Annotated in this window: 14 protein-coding genes; 5 read left to right on the top strand and 9 right to left on the bottom strand. The window is 61.2% G+C overall.

The annotated features are described in order from the left end of the window. The first annotated feature begins 41 nt into the window (after window positions 1–41). A complete protein-coding gene (locus BTW08_RS17155) occupies window positions 42–1,970 on the top strand; it encodes an ATP-binding cassette domain-containing protein (protein WP_075563725.1) in 1,929 nt (642 codons plus the stop codon). A 113-nt stretch (window positions 1,971–2,083) separates the two neighbouring features. Here BTW08_RS17155 and BTW08_RS17150 read toward each other — a convergent pair whose 3' ends face one another. Then, a complete protein-coding gene (locus tag BTW08_RS17150; RefSeq protein ID WP_075563724.1) occupies window positions 2,084–2,539 on the bottom strand; it encodes a universal stress protein in 456 nt (151 codons plus the stop codon). Window positions 2,540–2,773: 234 nt separating this feature from the next. Here BTW08_RS17150 and BTW08_RS17145 point away from each other — a divergent pair, with 234 nt between their 5' ends. Continuing rightward, complete coding sequence (locus BTW08_RS17145; protein WP_083627952.1) at window positions 2,774–3,295, top strand: hypothetical protein; 522 nt, start codon at window positions 2,774–2,776, stop codon at window positions 3,293–3,295. Window positions 3,296–3,537: 242 nt separating this feature from the next. Here BTW08_RS17145 and slyA read toward each other — a convergent pair whose 3' ends face one another. Continuing rightward, entirely contained in the window at window positions 3,538–3,990 is a 453-nt protein-coding gene (gene slyA / locus BTW08_RS17140; protein ID WP_075563723.1) for a transcriptional regulator SlyA, read from the bottom strand. 77 nt (window positions 3,991–4,067) lie between these two features. Next, window positions 4,068–5,204 (bottom strand): DUF5924 family protein, encoded by a 1,137-nt coding sequence (locus BTW08_RS17135; protein WP_075563722.1) that lies wholly within the window; start codon window positions 5,202–5,204, stop codon window positions 4,068–4,070. 342 nt (window positions 5,205–5,546) lie between these two features. Between BTW08_RS17135 and fadB the strand changes: the two genes are divergently transcribed. Both fadB and fadA read left to right on the top strand, forming a co-directional pair. Further along, a complete protein-coding gene (gene fadB / locus BTW08_RS17130; RefSeq protein WP_075563721.1) occupies window positions 5,547–7,712 on the top strand; it encodes a fatty acid oxidation complex subunit alpha FadB in 2,166 nt (721 codons plus the stop codon). Between the two features lie 41 nt (window positions 7,713–7,753). Next, window positions 7,754–8,929 carry an acetyl-CoA C-acyltransferase FadA gene (gene fadA / locus BTW08_RS17125; protein ID WP_075563720.1) on the top strand — a complete coding sequence of 392 codons (1,176 nt, stop codon included), beginning with the start codon at window positions 7,754–7,756 and terminating at the stop codon, window positions 8,927–8,929. A 102-nt stretch (window positions 8,930–9,031) separates the two neighbouring features. Here fadA and BTW08_RS17120 read toward each other — a convergent pair whose 3' ends face one another. The 6 genes from BTW08_RS17120 to BTW08_RS17095 all read right to left on the bottom strand — a co-directional run bounded on the left by BTW08_RS17120 (window position 9,032) and on the right by BTW08_RS17095 (window position 17,462). Beyond that, window positions 9,032–9,919 carry an LD-carboxypeptidase gene (locus BTW08_RS17120; protein WP_075563719.1) on the bottom strand — a complete coding sequence of 296 codons (888 nt, stop codon included), beginning with the start codon at window positions 9,917–9,919 and terminating at the stop codon, window positions 9,032–9,034. Between the two features lie 186 nt (window positions 9,920–10,105). After that, window positions 10,106–12,232, bottom strand: coding sequence for an EAL domain-containing protein (locus BTW08_RS17115; protein ID WP_075563718.1), 2,127 nt, complete (start codon window positions 12,230–12,232; stop codon window positions 10,106–10,108). Between the two features lie 179 nt (window positions 12,233–12,411). Then, window positions 12,412–12,801: an MAPEG family protein gene (locus tag BTW08_RS17110; protein WP_075563717.1), complete on the bottom strand. Its 390-nt coding sequence runs from the start codon at window positions 12,799–12,801 to the stop codon at window positions 12,412–12,414. Window positions 12,802–12,910: 109 nt separating this feature from the next. After that, a complete protein-coding gene (locus BTW08_RS17105; protein WP_075563716.1) occupies window positions 12,911–14,344 on the bottom strand; it encodes a TolC family protein in 1,434 nt (477 codons plus the stop codon). After that, window positions 14,344–15,681, bottom strand: a complete 1,338-nt coding sequence (locus BTW08_RS17100; RefSeq protein ID WP_075563715.1) for an HlyD family type I secretion periplasmic adaptor subunit — start codon at window positions 15,679–15,681, stop codon at window positions 14,344–14,346. The genes BTW08_RS17105 and BTW08_RS17100 overlap by 1 nt, the downstream gene beginning before the upstream one ends. Further along, the gene (locus BTW08_RS17095) at window positions 15,678–17,462 is read right to left on the bottom strand and encodes a type I secretion system permease/ATPase (RefSeq protein WP_075563714.1); all 1,785 of its coding nucleotides are present in this window, start codon (window positions 17,460–17,462) and stop codon (window positions 15,678–15,680) included. The genes BTW08_RS17100 and BTW08_RS17095 overlap by 4 nt, the downstream gene beginning before the upstream one ends. Before the next feature lie 679 nt (window positions 17,463–18,141). Between BTW08_RS17095 and BTW08_RS17090 the strand changes: the two genes are divergently transcribed. After that, window positions 18,142–25,312 (top strand): carbohydrate-binding protein (locus tag BTW08_RS17090; protein WP_246837783.1); only part of this gene is annotated, 7,171 nt, incomplete at its 3' end.

Below are 25,312 nucleotides of genomic sequence, written 5' to 3'. Positions count from 1 at the left end.
ACCTTCAGTCATTTCGAAGACTCACGAACGCGAGGTCCTACGTGGCTCTGCTACGCCTTGAACAACTGCAACTCGCCTACGGGCATCATACGCTTTTCGACGGCGCCGATCTGGTGATCGAAAAGGGCGAGCGCCTGGCGCTGGTCGGGCGCAACGGCACCGGCAAGTCGACCTTGATGAAACTGATCGCGGGCGAAAATCAGGCCGACGATGGCCATATCTGGCGCGCCCCAGGGCTCAAGATTGGCGTCCTCGAGCAGACGCTGCCGGACGCGGATGAGGCAACGATCTTCGAAGTCGTTGCTCAGGGGCTTCCCGAGACCGGGGCGCTGCTGGCCGAGTATCATCGCCTGGTAGCGTCGGCCGATCCCGACATGCGACGTCTGGAGACGCTGCAGACACGGCTGGAATCGCAGGATGGCTGGTCGTTCCATCAGCGTATCGATACCGTGCTGACCCGACTGGGGCTGCCCGCCGACGCGATGATGAGTGGTTTGTCCGGCGGCTGGCGTCGGCGAGTGGCGCTGGCGAGGGCCATGGTTGCCGGCCCCGACCTGTTGCTGCTTGATGAGCCGACCAACCATCTCGATATCGACACGATCACCTGGCTCGAAGAGCAGCTGCTGGCGTTCGATGGTGCCGTGCTGTTCATTACTCACGACCGTGCCTTTCTCTCCAAACTGGCGACGGCGATCCTCGAGCTCGATCGCGGACGCCTGGGTCGCTACCCCGGCGATTATCCGACCTATCAGGCGCAGAAGGCCCATGAACTCGAGGTCGAAGCGCGTGAGCGTGCCGAGTTCGACAAGAAACTGGCCCAGGAAGAGACCTGGATCCGGCAGGGCATCAAGGCCCGCCGGACGCGTAACGAAGGGCGCGTGCGAGCGCTGGAGAAGATGCGCAGTGAACGCTCCCAGCGACGCGAGCGCCAGGGCAAGGCCTCGTTCCAGGTGGACGGCGGCGAGCGTAGCGGCAAGCGCGTCGTCGAGCTGAAAGACGTCACGCAGTACTACGCGGACGCCTGCATCATCCGTGATCTCTCCCTGGAGATTCAGCGCGGCGATCGTATCGGTCTGATCGGGCGCAATGGCGCCGGCAAGACCACACTGCTCAAGATTCTGCTGGGAGAACTCGCGCCGAGTGAAGGCAGCGTGCAGATGGGGACCAATCTTTCGGTCGCCTATTTCGACCAGCTACGCGCCGGGCTCGAGTTGAACAAGAGCGTCTATGACAACGTGGCCCAGGGCAGCGACAAGATCACCGTTGCGGGCAAGGACAAGCACGTCATCAGCTATCTGCAGGATTTCCTGTTCACGCCCGAAAGAGCCCGCCAGCCGGTCAAGGCGCTGTCCGGCGGCGAGTCCAATCGCTTGCTGCTGGCCAAACTGTTCACGCAACCCGCCAATGTGTTGGTGCTTGATGAGCCGACCAACGATCTCGACGTGGAGACGCTGGAGCTGCTGGAAGAGCTGCTGATCGATTTCGAGGGCACCTTGCTGCTGGTCTCGCATGACCGGGCGTTCATGGACAACGTGGTCACCGACGTACTGGCGTTCGAGGGTGACGGCGTCGTGCGGAGCTACGTCGGCGGATATACCGACTGGGTGCGGCAGGGTGGACGCTTGCCGCCTGCGCCATGGGAGTTGGCCGAAGCGCGCAAGGCACAGGAAAAACTGGCCGAACGGCAGGCGGCATCGACCCAGTCGGCGACGAAGAGCGACGGTGACAAGCGCCGTCAGAAGCTGTCCTACAAGCTGCAGCGTGAGCTGGATACGTTACCGGCGACGATCGAGTCGCTGGAAAGCCAGATCGCAACCTACGAAAGTCAGATGGGCGCGCCGGATTTCTATCAACAGGACAGCGAGACCGTCGCCGCTGCGATCGACGCGTTGTCGGAAACCCAGGCCAAGCTGGACCGGGCGATGGAGCGCTGGATGGAGCTGGAGGCAATGGCAGAAGGCGAGGGTTAGCGGCCGCGGGGTCGTCGCTAGCTTCCTGTCCTTCTTGCTCGCTAGCTCCCCGTCCTTCTTGAGAAGGGCAGGAAGCTAGCGTGAGGCGTTACTCCTCGGTCTGGCGTAAGGCGTTACTCCTCGGTCTCGCCGTCCTTGCCGACGCGAACTGCCAGGACATCGCACTCGGCACCATGCAGCACGCCGGTCGAGGTCGAACCCAGCAGTAGCGCAAAACCGTGTCGGCCATGGGAGCCGACGACGATCAGATCGACATTCTGATCCTTGGCAAAGCGCTGGATTTCAGTGTCCGGCATTCCTACCACGATATGCTGGTCTTCACGGGGAATATCGTAAGGGTCGGAGATGTCGGCCAGTCGCTGCGTCGCGTGTTCATCGAGCTGGTCTTGGATGCTCGTCAGATCCATCGGAATATCGCCGCCGTAAGCGAACCCGAGGGGCTCCAGCGTATGGATGATCGAGAGCTTGGCCTGATTGCGGCGGGCGATGGGAATCGCCCGCTCCAGAACCTTGTGCGAATCCTTGGTCAGATCCACGGCAACCAGCACATGATGGTATTCGTTGCTCATCGGGTAATCCCCCGTTCGGCGAATGAATATGGATAACTGTAAGCGCGCCTCATGAACGGCACAACGCTCTTTTCATCAATGGCCTGCGGTCAGGCGCGCCACGATCATCAACCATGCATCTTCACGACGCAACGCAATGTAACCGTCAATCGGTAGAATAAAGGTTCATACCTTGGTCGTAACGCAGGGCTCTCAGACGGCAGAGCCGTCGGCCGCAAAAGGAGTAGAGACACTATGGCGTTGCTGGGTTTTCTGTCGGTGGCAGTACTGTTGATCCTGTCACCGATGGTGTGGTTACGCCCCAGTCGGGGCGAGGCCACCCGCGGGCAGCTGCGGCGCTACGTCAAGGCCAATGGCGGCGAGCTGAACTTCACCAAGGCGCCGATGGCGATGCCGAACATTGCACTGATGGGTTATCGGCTGCGCTATCCCGGTACGGCGTCGGGCAGCGATTTCACCCTGGTCCGCAATGAAGTCGCCAGTGGAGCGCTGGAAGCGGCGACGGATCAGTGGCGCTGGCGGCAGGCCCCGTTGCCGTCTCTGGATGCCGAACGGCGGGAAGCTCTCGAGCAGTGGCTGGATCGCTTGCCGGCAGACGCTTTGATCGTCGAGTCGGGCAAGCATACGCTGTGCGTCTGGTGGCAGGAGGCAATGGGCCACGAACGTTTCCAGCAGGATTGGGCAAGCTGGCTCGCCATGCGCGATACGCTGGCCGGGAGTGGCAGACGTGCAGAATTGCCTGTCAGTCCGCGTTGAGTGTCAGGACTCTCGAGAAACCCTGAGGCGGGGAGCGTCCTGAAAGGGCAGCGGACGCCCTTCAGGGGGCGAGTCGCGATCCAGGCGGCAATCGCGATGGAGGTACAGGTCGCGTTGAGGAACGACAAGGTCGTTGCAGGCATTCCGCACCACCCTCCCTGGGGTGCGTGAGTGCCGTGCGAGAGCGCCGGACGTAAGTGGCGTGCGTGAAAATAGCCACTGCAGCACGAACCTGGCCGTGATCAGCTGGCCTTGGCTTGCTCGCTCTGGCGCTGAAGGTCCATACCATTTCGCTCGATGCGATCCAGCATGCTTTCGAAGGTATCGATCTCCTGCTGCGTGAACCCGCCGAGCATCTCTTCGCGGACTTCATTGACGATCTCCTCGATCTTCTCGAGCAAGGGCGTCGCATCGTTGGTCAGATGCAGCCGTTTGGTGCGCCGATCCTCGGCGCAGGGGCGGCGCTCGATCAGATTCTGCTCGGCGAGCTGATCCAGTGTACGGACCAGCGAGGGCGCTTCGACGCCGATGGCCCGCGCCAGGTCGCACTGCGCCTGCCCCCCGCCCATGTTTCGCAGGTTCCAGAGCGTCACCCAGCGCGTCTGGGTCAACCCCAGCGGCGCCAGGCGTTCATCGATGACAGCGCGCCAGAGTCGTGGCAGGCGTGCCAGTTTAAAGCCGATATGCTGTGCCATAGCGGATTACCTGAATCGTGAACGTCCTAACATTCTCCAAAGGGGCGCAGGATAATGCAAGCCGCAATGATTGGCGATTAGTCGCCCTGTTCTTTACCGCTTCCTAATAGATGGCGAATATTCCATCCCGGAATGCCCGGTGGGCGCTGGATATTGCCGTCCGCCAGCGTGGCACTGGCGTCATCGGAAACGGTAAAACGGATGCTTCCGATACGCTGGCCAGTCTGCGTCACCACGTCCACCTGCCAGCGTCCCGCCACTTCGCCGGAGAAATTCTGCTTATGAGTCCAGGCGCGGTAGCCCTCATCACGACCGCCACGGATGATCAGCGCAATACGTTCCACCACTGCGTCGTCATGACGCCACACGTGATAGATCTTTTCGCGCAGTCCACGCGGCGCGCGAATGGCGGTGTAGACGAAGAGCCCGCGAGACTCGAGTGCCTGCGGTGTCAGCGTCATGCTCCCCCTTGGCTGACGTGCCGCGGTGTCGAAGCTCGGCGAAAGCGCGCTCCCGGACAACCATAGCGTGGCCGGCGGTATCCAGGTTCGTGCACTCCAGGCAGTCCCGCCCAGCACCATCAGCAGACCGATCATCGCCAGCCAGCGGGTGATGCCGGCAGGTTTCAATAGACCGATGACACTGGGCAGGCTGAAGAACATCATGGCCAGTATCGACAGGATCAGACTTTCGCCGGTGGTCAGGCTCAGCATGATCGGTAGTGTCACCAGCATGACCACGAAGACGCACAGCGCATGGAGCAGGAAGTAGAGCCAGCGGTGACGGTTGGATAACCCGAAATACACGGGATCCAGGATTGCCAGGATCGAGCAGGCGATGAGCAGCCCGGTAAACAGAGCCTGGCCGCTCGTCCAGATGGTGGTGGCGAGAAAGAACGGCAGGCAGAAGAACAGCGTCTCCTGGTGGACCATCTGGGCGATGAAGGTTGCCGCAGCCCGAGGCAGAGCGACATTTCGCCCTCGCCGCGACAACCATTTGCTGGCGATACTTTCGATGATCAACAAAACCCAGGTCAGCACCAGCCCCAGCGCCAATACGCCACCCAGCCACTGCTGTCGATTGACCAGAAAGAAGCCCAGCAGACCCAGTACGAAGGCGATCGGTGGCCAGAGCCAGTGATAGCGGCGCAAGCGTGCGACGGTGGGCTCGAGCCAAGCGAGTTTCGCAGGAATCGCGGGGTGCTTCTCGGCCACGGGCCAGGCTCCTTACGTGAAAGACGAAACTGCGTGAAAGACAAAATTGCGTGAAAGACGAGAGACCGTAAAACAGCGTAATGATCGCCGTGTCTCCGGTCATCGGATCGCGGCTATTCTAGCGGTGATGCGCCACTCTACACGATGCCAGGAAGTCGGTTAGCACGCGCGGGTCGTTTTACGCTGGCAGGAAGGACGATGGCAGTGCAGGATCGAGACTTTGGTTGAGCTTGACGGGGCCAAGGCAGCCCCGCAAGCTTTGCCATATTCAAACAGTCGTATGATTCGTCCCGTCGAAGCCGCCGCGGGGCGTTTTTAGTAGCCATGGCACGGAGACCCCCCATGCTCTATCAAGGCGATGCCATTCGGGTCGAGCGACAGGACGACGATATTGCGCTCCTGACGCTCGACCTCAAGGATGAAGCGATCAATAAGCTTTCCGCTTCGGTCATCGGTGAATTGTCGAGCGCCATCGAGACATTGGAAAATGAGACCGGTCTCAAGGGGCTGATCATTGCCAGTGCCAAGGACGCGTTCATTGTCGGTGCCGATATCACCGAGTTCCACGCCATGTTCGCCAAGGATGAAGCGTTCCTGATCGACATGAACATGCGCATTCACGCGCTCTTCAACCGCATCGAGGATCTGCCGTTCCCCACCGTCACCGCGCTCAATGGACTGGCGCTCGGCGGCGGCTGCGAGCTCAGTCTGAGCACGGATTTCCGCGTGATGGCGGACAGCGCCCAGATCGGGCTGCCGGAGACCAAGCTGGGGATCGTGCCGGGCTGGGGCGGTTGCGTCAGGTTGCCGCGCCTGATCGGTGCCGACAACGCCATCGAATGGATTGCCGGGGGTACCCAGAACGATGCCGAGACGGCTTTCAAGGTCGGTGCCGTCGACGCCGTGGTGCCGCAGCAGACGCTGATGGCGGCCGCCCGCGACATGCTCGACAAGGCCAACGCCGGGGATTTCGACTATCGTGCCCGCCGGGTCGAGAAGGGCTCTCCGCTGAAGCTCAACGCCGTCGAGCAGATGATGGCATTCGAAACGGCCAAGGGTTACGTGGCTGGCAAGGCAGGGCCGCATTATCCGGCGCCGATCGAAGCCATCCGCGTCATTCAGAAAGGCGCGGGCGAAGGGCGCGAGCGTGCCCAGGCGATCGAAGCCCAGGCTTTCGCCAAGCTTGCCAAGACTGAAGTCTGCTACAACCTGGTCGGCCTGTTTCTGAACGATCAGGCGGTCAAGAAGAAAGCCAAGCAGTACGAGAAGGATGGTAAGCCGGTCAAGCAGACCGCGGTGCTGGGAGCCGGCATCATGGGCGGCGGTATCGCTTACCAGAGTGCCTACAAGGGCACCCCGATTCTGATGAAGGACATCAAGTCGGAGGCGATCGAGCTGGGCTTGAAGGAAGCCCGCAAACTGCTGACCAAGCAGCTCGAGCGCGGCAAGCTCAGCCAGACAAAAATGGCGGAAGTGCTCGGCAACATTCGTCCGACCCTCTCCTATGGCGATTTCGGCCAGGTCGATCTGGTGGTCGAAGCCGTGGTCGAGAACCCCAAGATCAAGGGAGCGGTGCTCAGCGAAGTCGAAGCCAACGTCGCTGATGACACCATCCTGGCATCCAACACCTCGACGATCTCCATCGATCGGCTGGCGGCCAATCTCAAACGGCCCGAGAATTTCTGCGGGATGCACTTCTTCAACCCGGTGCACAGGATGCCGCTGGTCGAGGTCATTCGTGGCACCCGGACATCCGATGCCGCGGTCGCCGCGACCGTCGCCTACGCCCGCCAGATGGGCAAGACGCCGATCGTGGTCAACGACTGCCCGGGTTTTCTGGTCAATCGTGTACTGTTTCCCTACTTCGGCGGGTTCAGCGGCCTGATGGAACATGGCGTCGACTTCGAGCGTGCCGACAGGCTGATGGAGCGCTTCGGCTGGCCGATGGGCCCGGCGTACCTGCTCGATGTGGTGGGCATCGACACGGCCGTTCACGCCAGTGAAGTGATGGCGGAAGGCTTCCCCGATCGGATGGCCCATGACGGCAAGTCAGCCATTCAGATCATGCTCGACAACCAGCGCCTCGGTCAGAAGAACGGCAAGGGCTTTTACGTCTACGAAGAAGACAAGAAGGGTAAGCCGAAGAAGGTTCATGATGACGAGGCGCACCGGCTGGTGGCGGAGGTCGTCCGCGAGACGCGTGAGCTGTCCGACGACGAGATCATCGCGCGGATGATGGTGCCGCTTTGCATGGAGACGGTTCGCTGCCTGGAGGATGGCATCGTCGGTTCGCCGGCCGAGGCCGACATGGCGTTGATCTACGGCATCGGTTTTCCGCCGTTCCGTGGCGGCGCGCTGCGCTACATCGACGCCATGGGCGTGGCCGAATTCGTGGCAGTGGCCGAGCGGCTTTCCGGCGAACTGGGGGCGCTGTATGCGCCGACGGCGCGACTCAAGGAGATGGCGACCAGCGGCGAGCGCTTTTATCCCGACGCCAGCGATCGCTGAATCCACCACCTTTTCATATCCAGGTCAGCGGAGTCACAGACATGAGTTTGAATGCCAGAGATGCCGTGGTGGTCGATGCCGTACGCTCCCCCATGGCCAAAGCCAGAAACGGCGCCTTCCGCCACGTGCGTGCCGAGAATCTCTCCGCCGCCGTGATGCAGGCGCTGTTTACACGTAACGAGAAGCTCGATCCCGCAGGCGTCGACGATATCCTCTGGGGATGCGTTAACCAGACCCTGGAACAGTCGATGAACATCGCGCGTAATGCGGCCATTCTAACCGGCATTCCGCGTTCGGTTCCGGCACAGACCATCAATCGTCTGTGTGGATCGTCGATGAGTGCGCTGCATATCGCGGTGGCCAACATCCGCGCCGACATGGGCGATTGCTACCTGATCGGCGGCGTCGAGCACATGGAACACGTGCCGATGACTCACGGTGTCGACGTCAATCCGGCGGCCAGCAAGAGCGCGGCCAAGGCCGCGATGATGATGGGCCTGACCGCGGAGCTGCTGGGCAAGATGCATGGCGTGACCCGCGAACAGCAGGACCAGTTCGGACTACGCTCTCATCAACGTGCCAGCGAAGCCAACCGTCTGGGCTACTTCGACAACGAGATCGTGCCGATCGAAGGCCACGATCAGCAGGGCTACCGGGCTCTGATCAAGCATGACGAGGTCGTGCGCGAGGACGCTACGCTCGAACAGATGGCGGCCCTCAAGCCGGCTTTCGACCCCAGGAACGGGACGGTTACCGCCGGCACTTCTTCGGCGCTGTCGGTAGGCGCCTCGGCGCTGATGGTGATGAGCTACGAGCGCGCCAAATCGCTGGGTCTCGAGCCCCTGGCCAAAATCGTGTCGACCGGTGTCGCCGGCTGTGACGCCTCGATAATGGGTTATGGTCCGGTACCGGCGACGCAGAAGGCGTTGGCCAAGGCCGGTCTCAAGATCGGCGATATCCAGACGGTCGAGCTCAACGAGGCTTTCGCGGCGCAGTCGATCCCGGTGTTGAAAGATCTCGAGCTGCTCGATCGTATGGACGACGCGGTCAATCTTCATGGCGGTGCGATCGCGCTCGGCCACCCGCTGGGCTGTTCCGGCGCGCGCATCTGTACCACGCTACTCAATGTGATGCGCCAGCAGGACACCAAACTGGGTCTGGCAACGATGTGCATCGGGATGGGGCAAGGTGTGGCGACCGTGTTCGAGCGAATATAGGCATCGAGGGGATAACGGCTCGGATATCGCCGCCTCGCATTGCGCGAGGCGGCGTTTTTTTCGGGCTATTCGCGTCACTTTGGCTGCCGTGGCGCGAAAGATTCAGCCCAAAAAATGGAGTCGATTAGCGTCAAGGCGGGCGTTCGACCCATAGCGCCAAGGCAGGTTGTCGCGGCCATGGCCGATCGGCAAGCCCGTGTACAGCGGCAAACCCCGGGGGCCCAGCCACGTCTCGAACAGCGTCTCGATCCGCAGATCACCGTAGGGTGTGCAGCCTTCGAACGTGCCGAGGCAGACCGCAGCAGCGTCATCCAGCGCGCCCGAATAGACCAACTGCCACAGGTCGCGCTCCAGTCGATAGAACGGTTCGCCGACATCCTCGAGAATGACGATCGCCCCGGGCGGCGCGCGAAACGCCAACGGGGTACCGGCGACGCTGGCCAGCGTCGCCAGATTGCCGCCGACCATGGGCCCCTCGATGGGGGCCGTCTCCAGTGTCGGAGAGACGGATGTCAGCGCCACGCTCTCGGGCGTCTGGCCTCCGAGCAGGGCGAGCAGGGCCTGGAAGTCGCGTTGGCCGGCGGCGCGAAGATCGGCGTCCTCGGCGTTGAGCTTCACTCCCTCTTTCATGACTGGGCCGTGGATGGCGGGTAAACCGTGACGATAGCACTGGTCCAGCAGCACGCTCAGGTCGGAGTAGCCGATCAAGGGTTTGCAGGCGAGGCGAGACCAGTCGATTTCGGTGGCCAGATGGGCGCAGCCATAACCTCCGCGAACGGCCCACACCGCATCGGTGTCCGGGTCCGCGTAGGCAGCATAAAGCCCCTGCAGACGGTGAGCCGTATCGCCGGCCAGATAGCGGGTCGGATTCTGCAGCTGTCGGGGGAAGCGGACGTCGATGCCCAGGAGCTGCAAGGCTTGAGCAGCTTGCTCGAGTATCTCGGGGCGGGTAAAGGAGGCTGGGGCGATCAAGCTGAAAGTCAGGGACATGAGGCGTCACGAATCGGCGTCGGAAATGGGAATGCTCGTCACGTTACGTCAGCACAGCTCGCGATGCCATCGCTTCGAGCGCTTCCTTCTGGCTCTGCTTTTATTCGGGTTCTCTGTGACGGCTTTTCAGCGATGCATTTGCGATTGAGGGCCATTGAGGGGCATCGTCCACGAGTCTCTCTGTCGTCAGTCACCGAGTTTGTCGAGCAATTGCTCCAGACTCATCGGGCGCCCCAGCCAATAGCCCTGATACTGCTTCACGCCCAGGGTCTGCAGCAACTGCCACTGTTCGCCGGTTTCGACGCCTTCGGCGACGGTATCCATGCCGAGCATATCGCACAGCCCGACGATACCTGCCAGCAAATGGCGAGCGCGCGGATCCACTTCGAGATCGCTCATGAAGCTGCGATCGATTTTGATGGTGTCGAAAGGCAGTCGCTTGAGATAGCCCAACGATGAATAACCGGCGCCAAAATCATCCATCGCGACACGGAAGCCCTGACGCCTGAGATGTTCGATTCGGGTTTCCGGGGCATACGTGTTCTCCAGAAAAACGGACTCCGTTACTTCCAGTTCAAGCTGATCGACGCTGATGGCATGACGCCGACAGGCGTCGCAGAGCGTATCGAGCAGGCTATCGTCCATCACATGCAACGCAGAAATATTGACCGCCACCGGCAACGGATTGCCCAATGCGGCGAGACGCGCGGCATACTCGGCAGCCCGATCGATCGCCAGATTGCCCAGCGCCGTGGCCATGCCGTTGCGTTCGGCGAGCGGTACGAAGATATCGGGGGGAACCTGACCATATTCGAGGGTCTTCCAGCGCGCCAATAGTTCGGCGCCGATCATGCGGCTGTGGCTATCGAACTTGGGCTGAACGACGAAATCGAGCGTCCCCTCGGCGATCGCCTCTCGCAGGAGGGAAAGCATCGACATCTGCTCCAGATTGTGATGCTTCAGCTTTTCATGATAAGTGACGATCGCGTTCTTGCCCTGGTCCTTGGCCGCATACATGGCGAGGTCGGCGTGCCTGAGCAATGTCTCGCCGTCACGGCCATTTCGCGGCGCATGGACGATACCGATGCTGGCGGTAACGCTGATCTGATGGCCGCCGATCACCATCGGATGAGACAGCGCTTCGAGCAGGCGCAGCGCGATCCTGTCGACCAGCGGGGTGTCGCTTCCCATGTCGATGATCGCCACGAACTCGTCGCCGCCCCAGCGCGCGACCAGGTCCTTGCTGCGGAGCGTGGCGCGCAGGCGTTTGACCATGATTTTCAGCAGAATATCGCCCGCTTGGTGACCCAGCGAATCATTGATGTGTTTGAATCCATCCAGATCGATGAACAGCAGGGCGAGCCCATCATCGGTCGAGAGTCGGGAAAGCCGTCGATTCAACGTCTGCTGTAGCGTCGCCCGATTGGGCAGTTGGGTCAGGGCGTCGATTCTGGCGAGCTGCTCGAGTTCGCGCTCGGAACGCTTGCGAGCCGAGATGTCCCGTAGCACGGCGATGTAGCGGACCAGGCCGGTTCCATCCAGCGTGAACTGGCTGAGCGTTAGCTCGACCGGAATGGCGGGGGCTCCCTCGATATGAAAGGTGCCCTCATGGTGCTGCAAGCGATCGTTGGCAACCGCCGTTGCAGGATCGCCGTGCAGGACATCGGCCTCGATGTAATGTTGCAAAGTCTGGCCGAGTATCGCGTCGAGAGGCAGTCCGCCGAGCTGGTTGAAGGCATCGTTGGTTTCCAGAATGTGCCACTGTTCGTCCACCACCAGCATGGGGTCACGCGACGCCACGAAGGCGTGAGCCTTGACGCTATCCACGCTGCGCCGGTCGCGCGACTCTTCGATGATTTCCCAGGTGCCGGTGGCGGCGACCGGCAGAGCGTCAACGTCCCGCGCCGTAATCGCACCTCGGACTCGCCACCGGACCGAGGGAGTTCTGGCGTCGGGTTGTATCAGCGTGTCGATTCGATCCTGGTGGCCGTCATTGAGCCGGCGCCATAGCGTGATCAGGCGCCGTCGCTCCGGCGGTGGCGTCGACTTCAGCAATCCCCACCAATCGATGCGCAGATAGTCGTTTTCATCTTGGGGCGTCGTCGTCACGCTGCCGAACAGCAAGCTACGATCGGGCGTGGACCATCGCCAGTAGGAGACCTGGGCTGCCATCATGGCTTCCACAGCCAGTTGCCGATGACCTGCAGGCAAGACCGACAAGTGGCCATCGATCGGTACGGTCACTACCGCCTCTTCGTCGGCGGGATCGGGTTCCTGCGCTGATGCGCTCTCGGATTCGTCGGTACTGGACATGGAATCGGGCCTCGGTCGCGATGGAAAGACAGCAGGCATTCACGAGCGGTGACTCGAAGACCTTTCATCGGCCCGAGGCATCAGAACTTGAAGTCTGCCCTTGCTCAGTCGTCGCCGATGGCCACTAGAGAGGCGACCACGGGCTCGGCGAACGCCCGTGGCCCACGGTTAGAGGGTCTTTACAGGAACGCCGTGGCAAACAGGCACAGCACCGCGACCAGACTCACGCAAAAGATGGCCGAACGCAGCGTTGCGAGATTCATGGCATAGCAGAGCCCATGTCCAATGCGAGCCAGCACGAAAACGATGCAGGCAACGTCTGCCAGCCAACCGCCACTCGCCGTCGTCTGCACGGCAACGATTCCAGCGGTGAACAGCGCCAGCGCCTCCCAGGCATTGCTCTGTGCCGCCCACAATCGGGCACCTTTACCCTCCATCTGCGCGTATTGCTGGCGCGGATGTTGATTATCCAGATGACCAAATTCCCGGCGCCTGACGCTGCTGCCCCAGAAGGCCAGCCAGAACGGTAGCAGCGCGGTTATCAGCAGGCACCACAGCGGTAGATTCATTGCCATCCTCTTGATTGCCACTGTCGAACCGGATCGTTTGACATCTTGTCATCAAGGTAGCAGATCACTCTGTGCTGTACGCGATCGCGAGTGCGACAGCGCAGCAGGCTCAGCCGGAGCGGTTGGACGAGGTACGCTCGACGCGAGCCAGGATGGCGGCCACATCTGTCAGTGCTGAGGTATCGAGTTGCCCCACAGCGGCCGCGAGATAAGTGCGATCCTTAAGGTAGAGACACAGCGTCTCGATGAAACGGATACGGAGATCGTATAGCGAGGAGCGAGCGTCGAGAACATCGACCAGGTCTCTCAGGCCGAGGGACTCACCGCGAATCGCCGCCTGCAGGAACAAACTGCCGGATTCGACCGAGCGCTGCAGCGCCTCGATCTGGCGAAGGTCGCCCTGCATGCTGAGGATTCGCTTGCGAACTTCCTGCTGGGCGAGGCGCTGTTCGTTTTCTACCGCTGCGATGCCGGCCATGGCCGTCAGTTCGCCCTGTCGAATGCTGGCGGAGGTGTAGCCGCCCTGATAGATCGGCAGGTTCATCTCGATACTGGCGGTCAGGTCGTTGCTCGTTCTGAGCGCATCGTTGCTGTCGACATCGCTGTAGCCGACGACCAGATTGAGCTCGGGATAGCGCGTGGCGCCGCGGACGTCGGTATCGATCTGCGCCACCCGCTGCTGCTCGGCTGCCAGACGCACCTGGACGTTGTCCTGGGTCTGTGCCAGCCAACTTTCGAGCGGGCGGGCTTCCGGGGCGATGTCCAGCTTCTCCGGGGTGTCGATCAACGCAGGATCAAAGCTCAGCGCGGTGCCGGACAGGCGTTCGAGATCGCTTAGCGCATTGGCGAGATCATTCTCCGCCGAGGTCTGATCGGCTACCGCCTGATCGAGTCGTGACCGGGATTCCAGCAGATTGATCCGATCTCCGATGCCAAGGTCATAGGCGCGCTGGGCCTGACGCTGCTGCAGTACCAGCGACTCCCGCTGAGCGATCAGCAAGCCCAGTTTGCGCGAGGCCTGATAGGCATCGAGATAGGTTTCCACCACCTTGACCGCCAGATCGCGCTCGGCGACCGCCACCTTCAACGTTGCCGCATCCATCTGAGCATGTGCTTTACCGACCCGTCGCCAGCGTTCCAGACTGAATAGCGGCTGGGTCATTCGCAGCTCCCAACTGGTGTCTCTCGTCTTGCCGGCAACGCGATCGTCGTAGACCTCGTCAGGGTAGTCACCGGGGTTTTTGGTATAGATGTTGTCGGCATCCGTGTAGCGATAGGCGGCAGTGGCGTCGAGCCGAGGGCGCAATCCGGCCTGTGCCATCGGCACCTCCTGAGCCACCGACTGGCTGTCCAGTCGCTGGCTCTGCAGGCCGCTGTCGTAGCTCAACGCTCGGGCGACCAGCTCGGAGAGCGACGGTAACGGGGTCGGCGTGGTGCTATTCGGTTCGGGTACCGGCGACGTGATGTCGAGTGGTTGAGCCTGTGCGGTGGCGGTGAGTGCGGCAAGGCAGCCGGTCAGCATCCATCGATGAATCGTCTTCATCACTCTTCTCGCATCGCACGGGCCAGCATGTCGCTGAACGGTTTGAACATGTAGCTGGCAAAGGTGCGATCGCCGGTTTTCAGCATCACTTCCGCAGGCATCCCGGCCAGTAGCTGCATCGACGACGTCATCTTGGAATAGCCTTCGTCGGTGACGCGAATGCGCGCCTTGTAATAGTGGTTGTGAGTAGCCTCGTCTTCGAAGCTGTCCGCCGACACGTTGGCGACTTCGCCCTGAATGACGTTGGAAAGCCGCTGATTGAAGGCGCTGAAGCGAATCTCGGCGGGTTGGCCGGGATGGACGTTATCGATATCGCGATCGGGAATGCGCGCCTCGACGATGAACGCTTCGTTGGCGGGGACGATCTCCATGACGGTATCGCCCGATCGAATGACCGCGCCCTGGGTGTGGATCTGCAGGCCGACGACGGTCCCCGAAACCGGCGCGACGATAGCCGTGCGGTGGACCTGATCGCGCAGAGCGGTGACCCGCTCTTCAGCGTCAGTAACCTGAGACTGAACGTCCTTGAGGTCTTCGCCGACTTCCTGGTGGTACTCCTGCAGGCGAATCTCCTTCTGGAAGCCGTTTTCGCTGATCTGCGAGCGTAACTGGGCCACTTCGGCGCTGTGCTGGGCGTTTTCCCCCTGATACTCGAGGACTTGCCGTTCGAGCTCGCGCAGACGCTGATTGTCGCCCAGGCCCTCCTTGAACAGCGTGCGGTAGTCGCTGGCTTCTCCGGTCAGCGACTTGATCTTGGACTGGTTGACCTGCTGCAGCCTTTCGAGGCCGGCGATCTGTTCCTGCATCTGCCGGGCCTTTTCGTCCAGTGCCGAGAGGGCATCCTTCAGCGACTGGCGACCGACCTGGAATAGCCGCTTCTGGACGTCGACGACCGCTTCCACACGTGGCGATACATTGTTCAGTAACGTATCCGGGAACGTCAGCGTATCGCGGTCGCTCTGTTCCGCCAGCAGTCGCACTTCGCTGGCGAGCGCGATTCGATACTCCGATTCGGCGATCGATAGCTTGGCCAGTGGCTGGGTATCGTCGAGCACGATCAGCGAGTCTCCAGCGCTAACGCTATCGCCGTCCTCGACCAGGATGCGTTTGACGATGCCGCCCTCGAAGTGCTGAACCTTCTTAGTCGAGGTTTCCACCGCCACCGATCCCGAAGCGACTACCGCGACCGCGAGATCAGCGGTGAGCGACCAGAGCACGAAGCCGCCCAGGGCGATCACCAGTATCCCCAGCCCCCACCGGCGGCTGGCTCGATCGCTGGTAGGGACCTTGGGCACAGGCGCGCCAAGCGCTATCGGCGCAGAGGAGGAAAGCGTCATGGCGTCGGCGGCTCCGTGGATTGAGGGGGTGGCACGAGTGAGTCTTCCGACTTGCCGCGGGCGCGCATCCGGATCGAATGTACGGGGGACTCCACCGGTCTGAGCGGCGGCTCCGAAGCCTTGGATGCAGACTGGCGGGGAGCACAGGCGACCATGCGTCCCTCCTGCAGCATGAGAACTCGGTCGACATGGTCGAGGATGGCGGTCGCGTGGCTGATAATGAAGACGGTGGTGCCCTGGGTCTTGAGCTGGCGCAGACAGTGCAGCAGCGCGCGCTCGCCGCTGGCATCGAGGTTGGCGTCGGGCTCGTCGAGAACCACCAGCACGGGGTTGCCGTAGAGCGCCCGGGCCAGGCCCAGACGCTGACGCTGACCGCCGGACAGCACGCCACCACTGCCGCTGATCTGGGTGTCGTAGCCCGCCGACTGTCGCAGAATGATGTCGTGGACACCGGCTTTCTGCGCAGCTTCGATGACGCGATCCGGATCGATATTGCCGAAGCGGGCGATGTTTTCGCTGATACTGCCGTCGAACAACTCGACGTCCTGAGGCAGATAGCCGATGAAAGGGCCTAGCCGTTCTCGAGCCCATTGGCCGACATCGGTGCCGCCCAGCCGAACGCAGCCTCTCTGGACCGGCCATACGCCCAGAATGACCCGCGCCAGCGTCGACTTGCCCGCTGCACTAGGGCCCACGATGGCGATGTGCTCGCCCGGGTTGCATAGCAGGTCGAGCTCCCACAGCGTCGGCCGACTGTCGCCGGGCGGGGCGGCCGTTACCGCCTCGAGCGCTAGACGACCGACCGGTGGCGGCAGCGGCATGCGCTGCGGTTCCGCGGGTATCGCCGCCAGCAGCGCGTTGAGCCTGGCATAAGCGGTTCGCGCGGCGACGAACCCCTTCCAGCCGCCGATCATCTGGTCGATCGGAGCCAGAGCGCGTCCCATCAGGATAGAACCGGCAATCATCATGCCGCCGGTCAGACTGCCCTCGATAACCAGGAGGGCGCCCAGCCCCAGGATCAGCGACTGAAACATGATTCTCAGGGTTTTCGACAGATTGCTGAGCACGCCGGCACGGTCGCTGGCGTGGGATTGATGCAGCAGGTAGTCATGGTGCTTGATGCGCCAGCGGGCGAGCAGGTTGGGCAACATGCCCATCGCTTGAAGCACTTCGGCATTGCGCAGGTTGCTCTGGGCCAGATCCTGGGACTGGACGTGTTCGCGATTGGCTTCGCCGAGCAGTGACTGCGTGCTCTTCTCGTTGATCCAGGCCAGCACCATCAATATGCAGGCCGCGACAGTGGCGAAGATTCCGAACCAGGGATGGAACAGCGTCAGAATCGCGATGTAGACCGGTATCCATGGCGCATCGAAGAACGCGAACAGGCCGTTGCCACTCAGGAACTGGCGCAGCGTGGTGAGATCGTTGAACGGCTGAGCCGAGGGTTTGCCGGGTACCTGCAATGCGCGCTTGAAGGTGGCCTGATACAGACGCTCGCTGATCTGCATGTCGAGCCTGTTGCCGACACGCACCAGAATGCGTGAACGGACCAGATCCAACGCGCCCATCACCATGAATAGAAAGACGATGACCAGCGTCAGCATCAGCAGCGTTTCAGAGCTCCGTGTCGTGACGACTCGGTCATACACCTGCAACATGTAGATCGACGGTGCCAGCATCAGCAGATTGATGAACAGGCTGAACAGCAGAATGTATAGAAAAGCCTGGCGGCTGGCCGCTAACGCCAATTGTAAATCTGTTTTATCACTGGGCTTTGCCACGATCTTTTCTCTTCTGGAATTGACGTTGTCGGGTGGCGTTGACGAGTAGATCACGTGACCAGCATGCGGAAATTGTGAACAAGTTTACAAGTCTGTTTTTCTGGTTTTATTGGCGTCGGTATCGATGTTCTAATACTTTCTGGATTTTTCATGGGTTATAAAACAATGGCTTGGGTTCTGTCGCGGGTTTGTTTCTACGATTCTATTAAAATGCTGGCGATCAAAACTAGCGCGTTTCATGAGCTGGAGTGTGGTCCTTTGTAATTCCGTGGCATTAGTTTTATAAGTGATTTGGTGTGGTTTTTACCAGTCTTGAAATTTTATGTAAGCGCCGCTGTCATGGGTGGTGTTTCAGCGAGTCTAAGGCGATGATAGCTCAACGAAATCGAAGAGTCGGGAGGCGCTTTTTTACCACTTGGCTACTTAAATTCGTTTTTTGGGTTTAAAAGTTTCAACTTTGCCTTGGCAGGCAGACACGCTAGGTTGCCATCGGTGAGTCTCCACCGGTAGAACTTTAGTCACGCATCAGTTCCAAGGTCTCTGCCAATAACAATCAGCGACAGGTGATGTCCGACACTTCGTTAATGAAGGTGAAATGGCGCCTCTGTCAGCACCGAACGAGAGACGTTCATCTTCGCTCGTTTCACAACCATTAACTCAACGCGTAGGGGCTTCATACATGTTCACGCTATCCATCATCGATGCGCAGACAGGAGACACTGTCGAGACATTGGTACAAGGTGCTGCCATCACTCGGGATTTTATCGGAGACAATTACCGGCTCGAAGTGACGCCCATCGACAGTAGCGGCTTTCTCGCCAGTGACGTGGCCGGCGTCGCCTTGACGTTGACTGATTCGGCCGGCGCAGCCAGCGAAATGGTTTCTACCGAGAGCCCCTACCGGTTCACGTTAGCGTCCGATCTGGATCGCGGTTTGACCAATTTGATGCTGGACGCCTTGGATGACAATGGCCAGTTGCTGGCGGGTAGCGAACAGTCGGTCGATATCGAGATCGTCAACGCTGAAGGCTGGTCGGGCGACGTCTTTACGCTTCAAGGCGAATCGCTGACGCCGGACGATGGCACCTCGGCGGCCGATACCGTGATTCGCTCGCCGTCCAATCCTGAATCGTCGGCCGCCGCCGGCCCCGATGGGCTGTGGAATGGCTCGAGTGGGCCGGGTTATCTCGATATGGGCGGGCAGGTTGGCGACGCGGCCTATTTCGAGGTCGAGGTAGAGACCGCCGGGACTTACCAACTCGATGTCCGCTATGCGGCAAGTGGCGCCGTTGGCGCCTCGCGTCCCATGGCCGTGCTCGTCGATGGCGTCGATCAGGGCAACCTGGCATTTCCGTCGACCGGTGCCGGTACGGCCGGATGGGAAACCTGGGGCAGCGGCTCGCTGACATTGAACCTGAGCAGCGGGACCAACGTGGTCAGCCTGCAGAACGTCATCGGCGGCGGCCCGAACATCGACAGTCTGACGTTGACCGCGGTCGCGGCGGACGACGGTCCGGCATCTCTGGTCATCCAGGCCGAAAATATGAATCTGGTCTCTGTCGACGACAGCGGGGCGACGAACAGCCCCGGTTTGACCCGAGTCGTCGACAGTCAACATCCCGATGCGCAAGGTGTCGTCAGGGCGGGCGCGATCGACGGTGGCTATGTCGATTTCGGAACCGATGCGGGCGACGCGATCACCTTCCAGGTTTCGCCCGATGAAAACGGCGTTTACACCGCGACGATTCGCTACGTCAATGGCGGAACGGGGGATCGGCCGTTGCTGCTGTCCGTCAACGGCGCGGAACCCACGCTGGTTTCGTTTCCGCCGACCGGCTCCTGGACCAGCTGGAACGAGGTCAGCGTGTCGGTGCCGCTGTCCGATAGCGACAATACGCTGACATTGACGCTGCCATCGACCGCCCAGGGAGGCGTGCCCAACGGTCCCAATATCGATCAGATCAGTTTCGAGTATGCAGACGCGCTGCCGGCAGATCCGACGCTGGTATTCTCGATCGAGGGAGAAGCACTCGCTATCGATGATGGCTCCTCCCTCGCCGATACCTTGGTTCGCAGTGCCGATAACCCGGAACCCAGTGGTGGCGGCGCGGACCACCTGTGGGGAGACTTCAGTGGCTCCGGTTATCTGGATATGGGGGCGCAGGTAGGGGACGCGGGATCTTTCTCGGTCAACGTTGCCGAGGCGGGCACCTATCTGCTGACGATCCGTTATGCCGCCAGTGGACCCAACAATCGTCCGATGGCGCTATCGGTCGACGGTGAATCTCAGGGAAGGATCGACTTCGCGTCGACGGGAACGGGGAGTGCGGGCTGGGACAACTGGACGGAGACCACCGTCCAGATCGATCTCGACGCTGGTGCCAATGTGGTTCGACTCGCCAACATTGGCAGCACCGGCCCCAACATCGACAGTCTGTCGATTCATACGATGGCGGACGACGGCGGCGGTAATCCGGGCGTCGAGCCTGGTAACCGATTCGAGGCCAAGATCAATTTCCAGCCGAATGGAGCGGCGACGCCGGAGGGTTACGTCGCCGACACGGGCCTGGCCTTCGGGCAGCAGTCGCTGCAGGTGGATGGCCAGACATACCAGTATGGATGGGTGACGGCGGGGTCGATCGCCGACGGAACGGCCAACGGCACGACGCCAATGGCGATCGCCGGTCAGGATGGCGATGCACTCGGCGACCGCAGCGGGTCACTCGACGATGTCGATCCGTTGCAGGCCACTTACGCCGGGTTCGACAAACCGGGCTACAGCCAGGCGGCAGGCTGGGAGATCGAGCTGGAGGATGGCTACTACGAAGTCACGATCTCGATCGGTGATAGCGGTGGCGCCTACGATAGCGTCAACGCCATCAATGCCGAGGGCGAAGCCTTCAACACGCCGTTCGCCTCGTCGCGGCCGAGCGGATTTCCGGCCGACAGCGATCCCACCGACGATAGCGATGGCTATCGTTCCAGTCTGATCACGCGGGTCGTCCAGGTCACCGATGGCCGGCTGACCCTGGACTCTCTCGGCGTCGACGGCAACAACACCGAAATTCAGTACATCGAGATCCAGTCGCTGCCGGATCTGACCCCCGACGACGACCGCGAGGCACCGGCGGATTACGCCTATTTTACCGACCCCAGAGCGGTGGCAGGGGTAGGGCAGCAGCAGGTCGAAGTTCATCTGCAGGCCGATGACGGGACCCAGCCGGTCGGTATCGATCCGACCTCGGATTTCTTCATCGGAATCTCGGTCGTCGAGGGCCGCGGCGGTGCACTGCTGGAGAGCCTCAACGATGGCTCGGTGAAACTCTTCAACACCGTTACCGGCGAAGACGTGGCTTTCAACATCAACACCACCGGCGGCTTCGATTCGCTGACCATATCGCCGACGGACGAGCTGGACGAATACACCAGCTACACGTTGGTGATCGATGGCTTTCAGGACCGTGGCAGCAACACCGATCCGGATGCGCCGACCCGAGAGTTCCAGAAGTTCACCACCACGTTCGTCACCGGGGCCGAGGCGGAGGTTCAGGACAGCGAGGTAGCGTTCGGTACCCATGTCGAGCTCGACGGCGCGCAGGACGGCGCCTATCTGTTCAGCTCCATTACCCTCTCTCCCGACAACACCCAGATGTACGTGTCGACCCTGAACGGCGAGATCAAGCGTTACGATATCGATGCCGTGACAGGGGAGCTTTCCAACGAGCAGACGCTGGCACTGGACTATTTCCAGACCGACGCCGGCGCCCGCGGTATTGTCGGGCTTACCTTCGATCCGACCGATCCCAACGTGCTGTGGGTGACCGATAATTACCCGATCCCGCTGACGGGGCGCGACAACGCCGTACCGGATTTCAGCGGCCGAGTCAGCAAGATTACGATCGATGATAGTGACGGTACGTTTTCGGGATCGGCGGAAACTTATATCTCGGGCCTGCCGCGTTCCAACGGCGACCACGTCACCAACAGCCTGGTCTTCCACGCCAACCCGGAATACGACGCCGAGACCAATCCCGACGTGCCGCCCTATCTGCTGTACGTCTCGCAGGGTGCCAATACAGCGATGGGCGGCGACGACAGCGCCTGGGGTAATCGTCCGGAACGGCTACTGAACGCCGCGGTATTGGAGGTCGATCCGACTCGAGAGGCACCCACAGGCGGTTTCGATGTCTCGACCGAACCGCTCCCCACCGATGGCTCCAATACCCGTTATCAGGATGATGACGGCGATATCAAGAACGGGCCCATCGATATGGGCGGTGGCCAGTACCTGGTGTTCGCGCAAGACGGCACTGCATCGATGCAGGACGTCAATGGCAATGTGCTGATCGATTATTACGATCCGTTTGCCGACGATGCGGTACTCAAGATCTATGCGACCGGCATTCGTAACGCCTACGACCTGGTCTGGCACTCCAACGGCAATCTGTATGCCTCGACCAATGGCTCCGCGGCTGGCGGTGTCACCCCCGATGATCCTTCCACGGACTACAACGAGGCATTGAGCAACGTCGGTATCGAAGACGACTGGCTGTTCAAGGTCGACCAGGGCGGCTACTACGGCCATCCGGACTCGCTGCGCGACGAATACATTTTCAACGGCGGCAATCCGACCGATGGCGATGATCTCTACGAGACGGGCGATTACGAGGTCGGGACCCAACCCGACAGCAACTATCGATTCGACGATATCTATTCACTGGGCACCAATCGATCGCCGAACGGCGCGGTCGAATACACCAGCAATATCTTCGGGGCAACGCTGAATGGAAGCCTGCTGTTCGTCGAGTACTCGGGAGGCGACGATATTCGCTGGGTCTCGTTGGACGAGGATGGCAATGTCGCGAGCGACAACGTGCTGCGCGACGTGGACGGCAATGTCATCAAATACGTCGACCCGCTGGATATCATCGAGAACCCGTTGACCGGCCAGCTCTATCTGATGACGCTCAACCGCAGTACCGGCGAGAGCCAGGTCATACGCCTGGACCCCGTGCCCGGTGATGTCATCGTGCCCGGCGATGGAGACGCCGATCTGACCACGATCGCTACGGTTCAGGCCGAGGATGAGTCTCAGGCCGTCATCGCCTCTGGCGCCGATGCCCAGATCGTGATTCGCGATGGCGACACGCCGGAGGTCAGCCCGACCAATCCGCCTTATGGCATTCGGCCGGGCGCCTACGGGCTGGATGGCAACACCGATTACAGCGACGGCATCGTCGGCGGGTATGCCGACTTCGGTTCTACCACCGCCGACTTCATCACCTTCAACGTCGACATTAGCGCCGCCGATGCTGGTGACGCCGTGCTCAGGGTGCGTTATGCCAATGGGGGAACGGCAAATCGGCCACTGGAGGTCTTCGTCAATGACGAGAGCATCGGCACCTACGCCTTCCAGCCACCGGTCGGCGCCAGTGGTGACGCGGCATGGAATACCTGGCAGACGTTGGATATCCCGGCCGAACTGATAGCCGGGGCCAATAGCATCCGCCTGCAGTCAACGACCAATACCGGGCCCAACATCGATCAGCTGGAAGTCCTGATTCACGATACGACACCGGGCTATGCGGCTTATGAAGCGGAGACCGCGACCCTCGAGGGCGGCGCGATCGTCGTCCCTACGACGCAGAGCGACCGCGACGCCTCGGGCACGGGCTTCGTCGACTTCGTGGGCACCGGCGATCAAACCATTACCTGGGACGTGGATGTCGACCAGAGCGGCGTTTACGAGGTCGCTTTCCGCTACTCGCTCACGACCGGCAAGGCCGATCGTCCCCTGGCGCTGACGGTCAATGGAGAGAGCTACCCGGCTGTCAATTTCCCTGCCGAGAGCCAGACGGTCAGCGACTGGGTTACCCAGACCGTCAATATGACGCTGACCGCCGGCACCAACTCGATCTCGGTGACCGCGCCCAACGGCGTCGGACCGGATATCGATTCGCTGGAAGTGCCGGATGCGCCTCTGGCGGCCTCCAGTAACGGTGAAATCAGCGTGGTCAGCACCGATCCGGCGTACTTCGATGATCGTATCGCTTTCAATTATCTGGAGAACAATGAAGCCACCCACCCTGAGAACGGACCTCGGGAGTACAAGGACAGCGGTTCGGTCGTCATCACCAACAACGGCACCGGGGAATTGGCGGTCGGTAGCGTGGCGGTGAGCGGTCCATTCATGTTGGCCGACGCCCACTTGCTGGACGATTTGAGATTGGCCCCCGGGGCCTCCATCGAGGTTGGCGTCCTGTTCAACCGGGAGGCCTATACCCCCCCGGCCGGTAACGCCGATGACGGCGTGTTCGAGGGCACGTTGACGATTCAATCCGACGACGTGGATCACCCCGTCACCGAAATTCAGCTGGCCGGCTTCTGGCAGGCGCGCGACGAGGGCGGCTGGGAGCCCAATCTCAACGAAATCTGGCAGGTCTTTGGCTTCGGTAATCATGTCGACGGGCTCTCCACGCTGGAGGGCGGCGGCCTGTCGGAGGTGGATACTGGCGGACGCTACGAAGCCGCGCTGGAGGGCGAAGTTCTCTCGCGTTACTGGCAGGTTGCCGACGGCGCCGAGACGGCCAAGGTCACGCAGCTGGCGGGCTTGCACGGTCCGGGAGGCGCGTTACTTGCCATGCACGAGCCCGGCGACAAGAACGATGCCAGAAGTCTGGTTCATCATGACTCGCCCTATAATCAGTCTTTCCTGCCGCTCCTCGCCAACGGCGGTTTCGCGACCACGACCATCAGTCGCGCGCAGGTACCGGATGCCTGGCTGGGCGACGATATCTTCGGTTTTTCGGCGGCAAGCGTGTCGACCGACCCGTCTCTCAATAACCAGTCCTCCAACGCCGACCCGGGAATCGAGACCGGTTACTATTTCCGCATGGTCCAGGCTTTTGACACCGACGGAAACGCGATCGAGAACACCTATTTTGCGCTGATGGACTATAACGGCGGCAATTCCGACTACAACGACAATGTTTATCTGATCGAAGGGATTCAACCCGCGGCACGAACGCCTTTCAACGAGACCGCGACGCCCTGGGAGGTCGATCAGAGCGGCCTGACGCTGGATGCCGCGCTGTTCGACGAGGGCGCGCCGTACCTGACCTACGAGGATGCCAGCGAGACTCAACTGGGCAGCAACTTCCGCGAGGGCGGGGTGGACATCCAGGGCAACGGGGATGCCATCGGCTGGATCGAGAACGGGGAGTGGGTCGAATATACGCTGGAGGTCGATCAGGCCGGCGTCTACGATCTCTCATTCCTGTCTGCAATGGGCGCCCAGACTGGCAGCGCCCGTTCGATCACGGCGTCTTTCGACAATGGCGCCGGCGTCTATGAAGTCGCGACGATCGGCGTCGACTACACGGGCGGTTGGAGCACATTCGCAGAGACCGAAAGTCAGAATGTGGCGTTGGAAGCGGGCACGCAGACCCTGCGTCTGACTTTCAACGGCGGATCGCAGAATCTGGAATCGTTCAGTCTGGCGCCGCCTTCGCAAACGGCATTCAATGAGTCGGGTACGCCGTGGACGGTCGACGATGGCCTCACGCTGAACGCGGGGCTTTATGACCAGGGTGGCCCGGAAGTCGCTTATCACGACAGCAGCGAGACCCAGCTGGGCGACAACACCCGAAATGAAGGCGTCGATCTACGCGACAACGGCAATACGATCGGTTCGGTCGCCAATGGCGAATGGGTGGAATACACCATCGATGTCGCCGCGGCGGGGACCTATCAGCTGTCATTCGCTGCGGCGACGATGTCCAGCGGCCGGACGGTGACCGCCAGCGTCGAGCAGGACGGCGCCGTCTATACCAGCGCCACGCCCCAGGCGG

The sequence above is a fragment of the Salinicola sp. MH3R3-1 genome, assembly GCF_001937155.1.
Lineage (GTDB): Bacteria > Pseudomonadota > Gammaproteobacteria > Pseudomonadales > Halomonadaceae > Salinicola > Salinicola halophyticus.
This window is presented reverse-complemented; position numbering and strand designations above follow the sequence as displayed.